15 protein-coding genes are annotated in these 11,306 nt (G+C 70.2%); 12 read left to right on the plus strand and 3 right to left on the minus strand.

The window, feature by feature from the left end:
* From KV557_RS40435 to KV557_RS40485, 11 genes are all read left to right on the plus strand, one after another.
* A partial coding sequence (locus KV557_RS40435; RefSeq protein WP_218207048.1) for a hypothetical protein occupies nucleotides 1–348 on the plus strand: 348 nt, incomplete at its 5' end.
* Nucleotides 349–496: 148 nt separating this feature from the next.
* Nucleotides 497–658, plus strand: coding sequence for a hypothetical protein (locus tag KV557_RS40440; RefSeq protein WP_218207049.1), 162 nt, complete (start codon nucleotides 497–499; stop codon nucleotides 656–658).
* Between the two features lie 333 nt (nucleotides 659–991).
* Complete coding sequence (locus KV557_RS40445; RefSeq protein ID WP_256178691.1) at nucleotides 992–1,384, plus strand: GntR family transcriptional regulator; 393 nt, start codon at nucleotides 992–994, stop codon at nucleotides 1,382–1,384.
* The gene (locus KV557_RS40450) at nucleotides 1,381–2,280 is read left to right on the plus strand and encodes an ABC transporter ATP-binding protein (RefSeq protein WP_218207051.1); all 900 of its coding nucleotides are present in this window, start codon (nucleotides 1,381–1,383) and stop codon (nucleotides 2,278–2,280) included. The genes KV557_RS40445 and KV557_RS40450 overlap by 4 nt, the downstream gene beginning before the upstream one ends.
* On the plus strand, nucleotides 2,280–2,978 hold the full coding sequence (locus KV557_RS40455; protein ID WP_218207052.1) for a hypothetical protein: 699 nt from the start codon (nucleotides 2,280–2,282) through the stop codon (nucleotides 2,976–2,978). Before KV557_RS40450 ends, KV557_RS40455 begins: the two co-directional genes overlap by 1 nt.
* On the plus strand, nucleotides 2,975–4,522 hold the full coding sequence (locus tag KV557_RS40460) for an ArnT family glycosyltransferase (protein ID WP_218207053.1): 1,548 nt from the start codon (nucleotides 2,975–2,977) through the stop codon (nucleotides 4,520–4,522). The genes KV557_RS40455 and KV557_RS40460 overlap by 4 nt, the downstream gene beginning before the upstream one ends.
* Before the next feature lie 252 nt (nucleotides 4,523–4,774).
* Nucleotides 4,775–5,125, plus strand: coding sequence for a hypothetical protein (locus tag KV557_RS40465; RefSeq protein ID WP_218207054.1), 351 nt, complete (start codon nucleotides 4,775–4,777; stop codon nucleotides 5,123–5,125).
* A complete protein-coding gene (locus KV557_RS40470) occupies nucleotides 5,122–5,310 on the plus strand; it encodes a hypothetical protein (protein ID WP_218207055.1) in 189 nt (62 codons plus the stop codon). Before KV557_RS40465 ends, KV557_RS40470 begins: the two co-directional genes overlap by 4 nt.
* 74 nt (nucleotides 5,311–5,384) lie before the next feature.
* A complete protein-coding gene (locus KV557_RS40475; protein ID WP_218207056.1) occupies nucleotides 5,385–5,849 on the plus strand; it encodes a hypothetical protein in 465 nt (154 codons plus the stop codon).
* Nucleotides 5,850–6,414: 565 nt separating this feature from the next.
* Nucleotides 6,415–7,002, plus strand: a complete 588-nt coding sequence (locus KV557_RS40480; protein ID WP_218207058.1) for a hypothetical protein — start codon at nucleotides 6,415–6,417, stop codon at nucleotides 7,000–7,002.
* Between the two features lie 216 nt (nucleotides 7,003–7,218).
* A complete protein-coding gene (locus KV557_RS40485) occupies nucleotides 7,219–7,476 on the plus strand; it encodes a hypothetical protein (RefSeq protein ID WP_218207060.1) in 258 nt (85 codons plus the stop codon).
* 197 nt (nucleotides 7,477–7,673) lie between these two features.
* Here the strand turns inward: KV557_RS40485 and KV557_RS40490 are convergent, their stop codons facing one another.
* On the minus strand, nucleotides 7,674–8,915 hold the full coding sequence (locus KV557_RS40490) for an IS701 family transposase (protein ID WP_218207067.1): 1,242 nt from the start codon (nucleotides 8,913–8,915) through the stop codon (nucleotides 7,674–7,676).
* A 126-nt stretch (nucleotides 8,916–9,041) separates the two neighbouring features.
* Entirely contained in the window at nucleotides 9,042–9,692 is a 651-nt protein-coding gene (locus tag KV557_RS40495) for a hypothetical protein (RefSeq protein ID WP_218207063.1), read from the minus strand.
* A 456-nt stretch (nucleotides 9,693–10,148) separates the two neighbouring features.
* Between KV557_RS40495 and KV557_RS40500 the strand changes: the two genes are divergently transcribed.
* Complete coding sequence (locus tag KV557_RS40500; RefSeq protein WP_218207065.1) at nucleotides 10,149–10,847, plus strand: SDR family oxidoreductase; 699 nt, start codon at nucleotides 10,149–10,151, stop codon at nucleotides 10,845–10,847.
* Between the two features lie 162 nt (nucleotides 10,848–11,009).
* On the opposite strand, the gene KV557_RS43840 is transcribed toward KV557_RS40500, so the two are convergent.
* On the minus strand, nucleotides 11,010–11,198 hold the full coding sequence (locus tag KV557_RS43840; RefSeq protein WP_256178693.1) for an e9imm peptide: 189 nt from the start codon (nucleotides 11,196–11,198) through the stop codon (nucleotides 11,010–11,012).
* Between the last annotated feature and the right edge of the window lie 108 nt (nucleotides 11,199–11,306).

An 11,306-nucleotide genomic window follows, 5' to 3' on the forward strand; every position in this document is an offset into this window, starting at 1 on the left:
TCCGGCGGGCGCGGCGGCAACACCGCCGACCTCGCGATCTACACCGGCGGGAGCACGAACAACCACGCGAACGATGACGACTACGAGAACGAGACCCAGACACAGCCCATCGACATATACACCCCCGAATCAGGCACCGGAGGGCAGGCTGTTGCGCAGAACGTACGGGCGAAACTGAGCAGTCAGGCGGCGGGCGGTGTCTGCGTCGACCTGTCGAATATCGCCCCGGGAAGCCGCGCTCCGATTCTCGCGACTCTGCGCAACCAGCTCAATGTTCCACGTGGGGCAGTGGTCATCGTCCACGCGAACGGCGTGCAGCTCGAAATCATCGGCGAGCTGCCGCAATGACGGTGAGACTCTGCCCGGCGGAGCCGAAGAGCAACCGCCCGGCCCCGAGCGTTACCGGCCTGCGCGTCCGGGCAGACCGGTAACGCTCACCGCCCTCGAAATCAGCCCTGGCCTGGCGGGCGGCCCGCTGGTCCCGGTGAAACTGTTGATGCAGTCCGGACCGAGCCTGGAGGTACGGACCTGGCACCTGGTGTGGATCCGCACTGGTGGTCGCCGGCGCAGCGGGATCCTGACCGTCTGGCGCCGGCCGCCGAACAGCAAGATCTGGGTGGCGCACGTGCGCTTCGGTGAGGACGCCGAGTGGGGCTGAACTGGTCGCCGTGGGCGGCGCGCAGGATCGCGTTCCAGGCAACGGGTCCGGCCGCGGCGGAGAGCGCGCCGATGCTGATGACGGCGGCGCGGTGCTCGCGTACGGCGAGAGCCGAGGCCCCGACCACGACCGAGGTCGAGCAGGCGCGGGCTGGCGTGGCTTCGAGCGCCCAAGGCACCGCGGCCTGGGCGCAGTCCCGGCGGTGCTCGGCATACGCGGCGGCCGCAGCGCGCATGACTGGGCGTGAGTTGACGGTTCGCCATGATCCATACGATCGCGCTACCATGCTGGTTCATGAGTGAGGTAGGTAACCAGTAGAGCAATGGAGGCGTGATGTCACTGCCTGATGGCGACGGCCCGATCTTCGCCCAGATCGCCGCCGAGCTGGCGAACCAGATCGCCGACGGAACGGTGGGCGAGGGGGAACGGGTCGCGTCCAGTAACGAGATCTCGGCGTTCTACCGGGTCAACCCGGCCACGGCGGCGCGCAGCCTCACGGTGCTCGCGGAGCAGGGGCTGGTGGAGAAGCGGCGGGGTGTCGGAATGTTCGTCGCGAAAGGCGCGCGGGAGCGGCTGGTGCAGGAGCGGCGGCGCGGTTTCGCCGACCGGTACCTGCGGCCGCTGGTGGTCGAGGCGGCACGGCTCGGGATTGGTCTCGACGAACTGCTCGGGCTGGTGCGCGAGGAACTGACCTCGGTCGAGGTCACGACGGGGGTGAAGGCATGACTCCGGCGATATCGGCGGCCGGCCTGGAGCGCCGCTACCGCGACCACCGGGCGCTGGCCGACGTCACCTTCGAGGTCGGCACGCCGTGCATCACCGGACTGCTGGGCCGCAACGGTGCCGGGAAGAGCACGCTGCTGCGCATCCTGGCAGGTCAGGAGTTCGCCACCGCCGGACGCGTGCGGGTGTTCGGGGCCGAGCCGCTGGAGAACGACACGGTGCTGCGCCGGATGATCCTCGTGCGGGACAACCAGACCTACCCGGACCTGCGGGTTCGGCACGCGGTCGCGGCGGCGTCGCTGCTGTACCCGAACTGGGACGCCGACCTGGCCGGCACGCTGCTGGACGCCTACGAGCTGCCGCCGGCCCGGCCGATCAAGAAGCTGTCGCGCGGCATGCGGACTGCTCTCGGCCTCACCATCGGGCTGGCGGCCCGCGCCGAACTCACCCTGTTCGACGAGCCGTGCGCGGGCCTGGACGGGGTCGCACGCGCCCTCTTCTACGACCAGTTGCTCGCCGACTACGCCGCCCATCCGCGGTGCATCGTGCTCTCGACCCACCTCATCGACGAGGCCGCGGAGCTCCTGGACCGCGTCCTGGTCCTCGACCGCGGCCGGCTCGTCCTCGACGCGCCCGCCGACGACCTGCGCGGCACCATGACGAGCGTCACCGGTCAGGCCGGCAGCGTGGAGCGGCTCATCGCCGGCCGCACGACGCTGAACCGGTGCACATTGGGCACCCAGACCACGGCGGTGATGGTCGGCCGGCTCGACGACCGCGACCGCGAACTCGCCGACCACCTGCGCCTGCGCCTGGAGCGGGTCACGCTCCAGCAGCTCGCGGGCTACGCGGCCGAGTACCACGATCGAACCGTCCTCACGGCAGTGAGGACTCCCTGATGCGTTCCACCCCTATCGTCACCGTCGTCCGCTATCTGCTCCTCGACCGCGTGACCTACCTCGTACTGCCCTGGGCGTGGGCGGCCTTCGGCTTCGTCCTCGACGTGGTGGTCCTTCAGCTGATTCCGGGCGGTCACGGCGACGACCGCTGGGTCGGCGGTCTGGTCGCGGTCCCGCTCGTCATGCTCGTCGTGGGCGCGCAGTCGGTCGCCCGCGCGTTGCCGTTCGCCCTCACCCTCGGGGTGAGCCGGCGCACCTACTTCCTCGGCGCCACCGCACTGGCCCTCGCCCTGTCCGTGGGCTTCGGGCTCGCCGTCGCGATCGGCCGGATCGTCGAACGCGCGACCGGTGGATGGGGCATCGGCATGGCCTACTTCCGCGTCCCCCACCTCCTCGACGGTCCCTGGTACCTGTCGTGGCTCACGGCGATGACCGTCCTGGTCCTCATGTTCGTCTACGGGATGTGGTACGGCCTGGTCTACCGTCGCACCGGACTGCCCGGCACCACGGCTTTCGCCGCGGCACAACTCGGCGCGCTGGCCCTCGCCGCGCTGGTCGCGACGTGGGCGCACGGCTGGACGGACATCGGCCACTACCTCGGCACCGTCACCGCCACCGGCCTCACCGGCGTCCTCGCCGCTGTCGTGGCCATCCTGCTCACCGGCGGCTTCGCCACGATCCGACGGATGACCATATGAGCACGGCAGAGACGGTGGACGTGGAGCGTGCGGCGCAGGCCGGGCAGGACGGCGGGCGGATCGCACCGCTCGACCGGCGGGTGTTCGCCGTCGCGGGGGTAGTCTTCGCCGCGCTGATGGCGCTGGCTCAGCGTTACGGCTTCCACCGCGACGAGCTGTACTTCCTCGACTGCGCCCGGCACCTCCAGGCGAGTTACGTGGATCAGCCGGTGCTCGCGCCGCTGATGGCCCGGGTCTCACTGTCGCTCTTCGGCGTTTCGGCGGCGGGCCTGCGGCTGTGGCCGGCGCTGGCCGCCGCGGGCACGGTGATCGTGGGCGCCCTGACCGCACGGGAGTTCGGCGGCATGCGGCGGGCGCAGCTGCTCGCGGCGATCGCGACGGGCACCATGCCCGTGCTGCTGGGCAGCGCGCATATTGCTAATACAACGTCCTACGAACTGCTGGCCTGGGCGGCGATCGCGCTCGTGGTCGCGCGGATCGGCCGCACCGGCGACACACGGTGGTGGCTCGCCGCAGGGATGCTGGTCGGCATCGGCGCGGAGTTCAACCACCTCGCGGCGATCTTCGCAGCCGTCCTGCTGGCCGCGGTGCTGCTCGGCCCGGCCCGTCGGACCGTGGCCGACCGCCGACTGCTCGCGGGCGCGGTGATCGCCTTGCTGCTCGTGCTGCCCGACCTGTGGTGGCAGGCGCACCACGGCTGGGCCATGTTCGAGATGACGCAGGCGCTGAACGGCGAGCACGGCGGCCCGGGCAACATCCTCACCTGGATCGTGGGGCAGCTCGGCATGTCCTGCCTGGCGATGACGCTGCTGTGGACGGCGGGCCTGCGGTTCCTGTGGCGGTCCGGTCGACCGCTGTGGCGTGCTCTGGTGATCGCATACGCGACGCTGTTCGTCCTGTTCGCCGTGACGACCGGAGCGCAGGTGTACTACCTGGCCGGGCTGTACGTGTGCCTGCTGGCGGCCGGCGCGGTAGACCTCGACAGGTGGCTGCACGCCCGACCGGAGCGGCTGCGCGGCCTGGTGATCGGAACCGCCGTCTCGGCCGCGCTGTCCGCGGTGGTCGTGCTGCCGGTGCTGCCGGCCTCCGGCGTGGCCTGGACGTACGGCACCAGCCCGATCTCGGGGGAGACCCAGGGCTGGCCCCAACTGGTCGGCACCGTGCGGCAAGTATGGACCGGGCTGCCGGCCGAGCAGCGCGCGAACGCGGTGATCTTCGCAGCGGACTACAGCGAGGCCGGCGCCATCAACGAGTTGGGCCGCACCGCCGGGCTGCCCACCGTCGTGAGCTCCCAGAACACCGACTGGTGGTGGGGCCCCGGCAACCCGAACGCCACCACCGTGGTGGCCATTGCCCCCGGCCCCGACTACGCCCCCGGGTATGAGGCCCACCTGCGTCAGTACTTCCGGAACGTCCGCGTAGCCGCCACCCTCACCAACCCCGACGGCGTGCACAACATCGAATCGGGCGGTCACGTCTATATCTGCACCGACCCCGTCCGCCCCTGGGGCACGACCTGGCCCGAACTGCGCAACTACGCGTGACGCCCACGGGGCCGCGCCGGTGTCGCGGCACGCGAGACGCTGGCGCGGCCCGGCCCCGTCCTGTACCGGCGCAGGTTCATGCGTTCTCCACGGTGGTCGAGCGGCCCGAGGCCCGCGCGCGGTCACGAGGTCGGCCCAGCCATGATTTCCAGGCGGCTCATGCACCTCTCGTAAATGACCAGTTGCGGGAGACGCCCCTTCCCCTGGTACAGCGATCCCCTGCCGACGTGCTGGCACTCTCAACACGCCAACTTGACAGGGAACATCTTCGACGAGCGGACCGTACAACCGCTGCCAGAACCCGCCGGGCCACCGCCCACCGGCCGCTGGCCCGACGCGACGGTCGTCCCGGCAGAGCTGACCGGCCTGCCCGCCCCGGACAACGCCGGCCGGTGCCGGGACCTCGCCTGGATCCGCAACGGCGGCCAGTGGAACTCCGGCATCGTCACCGAACGCCACCGGCCCGGCCCCGACCTGCCGACCATCGCCCACGTCCGCTGGGGCGAGGACCGGCAGGCCGCCTGGATCGTCGAGACCCCGGCAGCCCTGCACCCGGTGCCCCCGGAGGCGCCGGACACCCCGGCCGCCGGAGCGACCCGGTGACGGCGCTGACCGTCCTCCACGGCGCCGCGGACGCCGAGCGGACGGAACGGCTGGCCGATCTCCTGGAGCAGACCAGCCCCACCGCCCGGCACGCCTCGAAGCCACTACCAGGCCCGCGCTGGACGCGCTCGCGCCGCTGCTGCCCGACGGACGTCTACCCAAGGGCGCGGCGGTCGAGGTCCTGAACGACCCCTACCTGCTCGGGGCGCTCGCGGCCGGCGCTGCCCAGCACCCCGACGTCCACGTGGGGATCGTGGGTATGCCCGAACTCAGCCTCGCGGCCCTCAACGCGATCGGCGTGCCCTATGCCCGCATGGGCGTCGTCGACGCCCCGGGGTCTCACTGGCCCGAGGTCGTGGCCGCCATGGCAAAGGACGGCGCGTTCGGCGTCATCCTGCTCCAGCCCACCACCCCGGCCAAACCCCGCGACCACCAGCGCCTCGCCGCCCGCCTGCGCGAATCCGGCACCACCCTGCTCACCACCACCCCCTGGCCCGGCGCCGCACTGCAACTGACCACCACGGACCGGACGACCGAAGGGCTCAGTGACGGCTGGGGCCAGGTAACCTCCCGCACCGTCACCGCCCACTGCACCGGCCACGGCCGCGCCGGAACCCGCACCCGCACCGTCAGACTTCTCCTCCCAGGTCCGGACGGCACCGCCCAACCCGCGCCGGTTGCCGCCGAGCGGACCACCCCACCGGCCGACGCCACCACGGCGTAGCCCCGCGTGCCGACGGCGGCCGTCACCGTCACTGTGAAGACGCGGCCCCGGCCCGAACCCCCGAGCGGGCCGGGGCCGCACAAATCGCAACGGCCCCAGCGAGTAGCGCTGGGGCCGCAGGCGCTCGGGAGGGCGACATCGTGGTCCGCTCCGAGGCCACCCGGGCCCTGCTGCACGTGGCGGAACTCCTCAAGGTGAACATCTGAGCGAAATCGGTTCCACCGTGGGCCAGTTCCAGAACCGATAGCGTCGGGGGCGCACCGCGAGCGGTGTGCCCCCGACAGACAAGGACGTGCAATGCGTAGCGGGTGACCCTCTCCCCATAGGGTCGGCCCGGTCCCGCAGGCGGGGCGTTACCTCGCTGCCGTCGGGGCCTCGGCGAAGGCCTTCACGCTGGTGTCGCGGGCTCTATCGCTGGCCTCAGCCGCAAAGTGGCGGTCAGAGACAGGAGTCCGGGGCAACCATCAGGGGTGTCAAATCTGGCCGGTACTCACACTCGACGCCCCCGGCCACCGGTGCCAGCATCGCCCGTGGCCCGTCAACCACCACCATATGGAGGGCACGCATGCCCAGCCGAGCCCACAAGAAGATCGCCACCGCTGCCGCAGCCGCTACGCTGCTCACACTCTCGCTCAGCGCGGGAACCGCCAGCGCCAGCACGCCCGAGCCGTTCGCCGACCAGGCCCGCGCCGCGCATCTCACCCCCGCGCAGAACCGCGCGCTGCACGCCGAGGTGGCCACGTACCTCAAGCGCACCGGCGGCACGCAGACGGCCCTCAACGTGATCACTCTGCCGGGCGAGACGATCCGGGTGGCGATCCCCGGCGAAGCCCACCCGCGTGATTTCGTCAACAACCCCGCCCTCGTGCCCGCCACCGTATCGAGCAGCCCATGCCTCAACATGAACGGCAGCGGGTACTTCTGCACCTGGAGCGGGACGGAGTACACCGGCAGCGAAGCAGACATGTACTACTGCAATACGTCCTACAACATGCCCTTCAGCGGCACCGGCTCCTACAGTAACGATCAGACCATCGGAGTCAGGGCCAAGTTCTATGGCAAGTACGGGGACTACCTGGGCAGCAGCCAGCCAGCTCTGTACGGGCAGCCCTCGTACAACTGGTACTACGTCTGGACGATCGTTCCCTGCTGACCCAAGATCACCCCCATGGTCCGTTTTGCATGCGCCTTGGCCCCCTACGGCTGCCTCAACCGGACTGTGCGCATCCCGCGGGGCCCGTCCGCAGGCCGTCGAGGCCTCCGAGTAGCGGCAGGCCGTGTTGCAGTGCGGCGCCGGGCCCGGGCGTAGTGGTGAGCAGGGTGAGGAGCTGGCGCGCTCGCCGAGCGGGAAGGCAGGGACCTCCTCGCGGTGGATGGCCAGGCGGTCGCCGAGGGCGCCATCGTGATGCTCGGGTTGCCGATCGGGCACTCGATCACCGCGAAGGTCGCCCAGGTGCCCTACGGCAGGCCGGGGGCCGGGTTCACCACGCTCGCGAGCAGCAGCCCGTTGATGAACGCCTCCACGCCCGTCGACGGGTCGGAGCACGTGGAGCTGCGCGGCGCGCTGGACACGATCGCCCGGGTGCTCACCCGGCGTCTGGACGATGCCCCCCGGGCCGAGCCGTAGCGGCCCCCGCCGTCGGCCCGCCACCGCGCGCCTGCGGGTTCGTTGTGCCGGGCATGGGTGCTGCCGGAGGACTTGGCCGTCCACTTGTGCTGACGGTCGCGCGCGGGCCGGCGCACGGTCGCCGAGCGGCTGGGGGACATCCCGGACGACCGGCCGCCGGGACCCAGGTCATCTAATACTCCAGCTGTAGATCTTGATCACGGTTGTTGCGCGGCCTGCCGCTGGTAGTGGCTGGCGCGGGCACGGGCTTGGTGTCGTCGGCGCCAGTCCGACCAGCGCAGTCGGTGCGCGAGGCTGCGGGCGGGTTGGGTGATGAGTGCCGTGAAGAGGCGTCGGATCTCGCTGCATGTCAGCGAAGCGAGCCCCGGTGTCGGCGTGCCGGACCGTTCGATGGCAGCCGTGACCGCGAGGAAGGCCTGCGCGAGCATGGCCAGGGTGGTCCAGCGATGCCAGGAGACCCAGCGGCGGACCTGGTGCTCGTCCAGCCCGGCCAGGCCCTTGGCGGACTGGAAGGCCTCCTCGACGGTCCAGCGGCGCCCGGCCACCTTGACCAGCGCGGTCAGCGGGACCGGGCGGGCCGAGTAACAGCGGTAGAAGGCGAGTTCACCGGTGCGCCGGTTGCGCCGGACGAGCAGCCACCGGTGGCCGGCGCTGCTCGGCGGACTGGCGATGTCGACCTGGGCCCAATCGTAGAAGCGGTGGCCCTTGGCCCCCGCTCCCGCCGACAGCCGCTGCCAGGCCTTCTTCGGCAACCCGTGGGCCAGCACGCCCGCCGGGAAGACGCCCGCATGCGTGGTGATCGGCCGCTTCCGCGAGACGGCCAGAACGTAACCGATCCGGCGTTTCTCCAGCTCGGCGCTCAGGTGCGGGTCGCCGCCGTAGACCTCGTCGCCGGTGACCCAGGCGGCCGGCACGTCGGCGTCCAGCGCCTGGGCGATCATCTCGGTGGCCAGGGCGGGCTTGGTCGCGAATCCCACCTCCTCGGGGATGCCCGCTACCCGGCACCGGTCGGGGTCCTGTGTCCAGGAGCGCGGGATGTCGAGGCGCCGGTCGATGGCGGCGTGCCCGGCCGGGGAGGAGTAGACGAGGTAGACCGCGACCTGGGAGTTCTCGATCCGGCCCGCGGTGCCGGTGTACTGGCGCTGCACGCCGACGCTCGCGGTGCCTTTCTTCAGGTCGCCGGTCTCATCCACCACCAGCACGGCGTCCTGGTCGGCGAGGTGCTCGACCACGAAGGCCCGTATGTCATCGCGGACGTGGTCGGCGTCCCAGGACGCACGGCTGAGCAGGTGCTGCATGCCAGCCGGACTGGCGTCACCGGCGTGCTCGGCGATCGTCCAACAGTTCTTCCTCGGCAGGTCCGCGAGCAAGCCCACCACGAACGCTCGTGCCCGGCGGCGCGGCTCCACCCGGGCGAACCGGCCCGCGACCTTGGCCATCAGGCCCTCGAATATTGCCTGCCAGCGGGCAGGGTCAACGCTGTGGCCCGCGGCCGCCGGCTGCTCTTCGTTTGTCCACACAACCGACGATGATCAACGGTGGCCGTCTCCGGCTGTGGACCGGCCTCACCCATTGACCGGGCCGGGTATGCCGTATCCCGTGCGAGCGTCGTCTCCGTTCTCTACCGGCTCGCGCCAGGCGGCGACGAGATCGTGGAAGCGCGAGAAACGGGCGCCAGGAACAGTCTCGCCACTGAACGTCTCGCCGTTGAGCCAGCAGATGTCGAAGACGTCGGTCTCGGTGTCCAGCAGGCAGCACACACCACCGCTGGTGGCGGTGAGGTCGGTGAACACCTTCCTGACACTCGCGGACTGCACGAACATCCGGCTCATACTCGAGGTAGCGGCTGTGAACTGCAGTGACGCGAAGTTCGGGTGCCACGCGGGGGTGAACCTGACAGCCAGGTAGATGTACCCGACCGACACTCGTCCCCGCTCGTCGACCCTGTTGGAATCGCGGAGGAAGAACTCGCGCATCGCGTCGTCGACGCCAATGACGATCGAGGTGTCCAGTTCGAGCGTGCCGCCTGCTGAACAGTCGACCGGTTCGCTCTTGAAGTTCGAGGTGAACGGCACGGTCAACTGCTCTCCGCCCGGCAGGGTCACCGGAAGCGGCGGCGTGTCGCGGCCTTGGGGGGCGAGCTCGGCCAGCCGGGTCAGTGCCCTCACAACGTTCCGAGGGGGCATGAAGATCTCGTAGCTGTAGTCCAGTCCCATACCGCCCTGCCTCCCCTGTCCTGAGCCGGCATCCTTACACGGAATGGACCGGTCCCCAGTTAATTTTGGGGTGGCTGGCTTCGTCCGGCCGCAGTCGGCAACGAGTGTGAACATCGGCTCGTTTGGGAGGAGAACAGCTCCGAGCGGAAGGGCTGCCGCCCAGTGGTCACCGGGACCTAGCAGCGGATGAAGGCACCGTCTGCCGTTCCAAGCTGCGACCTGACTGACGACGGCACTGACCGCGAGCCGAACGCTCAGGTGGCCGGATCAACCGCTCACCGGCACCTGAAGCACTCAGTCACACCCGGCAAGATCAGGATCTACAGCTGGAGTACTAACTCCTGATCCACAGTCAGGAGCGGAGCCGTCGGAGAAAGCCGGGAGCGAGCGTCGAAGATCGCTGGGTATAGTGCAGGCGCTTTGCCCCGATGACCCCGTCGCCGAGGAGGCCGTCCCGTGGAACCCGTCACGCTGATCACCGGTGGCTCGACCGGAATCGGCGCCGCCACCGCCCGCGCCCTGCTCAAGCAGGGCCACCGCGTGGCCGTCACCGGACGCGACGCGGGCAAGCTGGCTGCCTTCGCCACCACCGCGGGGGCGGGCGAGCGGCTGCTGATGATCACCGGCGACGCCAGCGAAGCGGATGACGTCGCCGCCGCCGTCCGCCACGTGCTGGACACCTGGGGCCAGCTGGACAACGTCATAGCCAACGCTGGTTTCTCCCTGCCCGGCAACCTGGAGACCCACGCCCCTGAGGACATGCGCGCCATGATCCTCACCAACGTCCTGGGCCCCGCCCTGCTGATCCAGGAGACCCTGCCCCACCTGAGGACATCCAAGGGCCGAATCGTAATCATCGGCTCGGTCGCCGGCATCCGCCACACCCCCGGCAACCTCTACTCCGTCACCAAGTGGGCCGCCCACGCCCTCGCCGAGAACACCCGCCTCCTGGTCGGCCAGGACGGAGTCGGCGTCACCGTCGTCGCCCCCGGCATCGTGGACACCCCCTTCTGGCACACCCGCGGCGGAACCCCCGAGGCAGCCGCCACGATGACCGCCGAGCAGATCGCGGACACCATTGTGTTCGCCATCAACCAGCCCGCGGGCGTGGACATCAACCACATCACGGTGCGGCCGACGGGGCAGGTTGGCTGAGGTAGAGCTCCCAAGGGTCGTACGGGGAGGCGCCTTTGGCTCCGCCAAGCATGGTGTGGCGCGGGCCGGGGGCGCCTTCGGATCTGGGCCGCCACCCCGCGGCCTTCCTAAGCGCCGTTACCACCGTTGCCTTGATCATCTGGCTTTGGACTTGAGGTCATCTCACAACGCAAGGGGACGGTAAGCCAGAGCCTGATCGACCACCTCTGCCGCTGTCGGATTCCGGCTCTTGGGCCAGAAGATCAAGTCGCTCACATATCCGCTGGGGCAGGCAAGGGCCCGGTCAAGCGCCTCCAATATGCCGCTGGCCTCGGCATCGTTGGCGTAGTCCCCGGAAGATTTCAAGTCCAGTGAGACGGTCGTGACGTTATGAGGTTTGTGGTGCGGGTTCCCTGCGCTTGGCGGGGTCGTTGATCCACGCTGTCTTCGGGATCTCGGGTGGTCTGGGGCGGCGGCCGA

It is taken from the genome of Kitasatospora aureofaciens (assembly GCF_019192735.1).
GTDB classification, from domain to species: domain Bacteria; phylum Actinomycetota; class Actinomycetes; order Streptomycetales; family Streptomycetaceae; genus Kitasatospora; species Kitasatospora aureofaciens_A.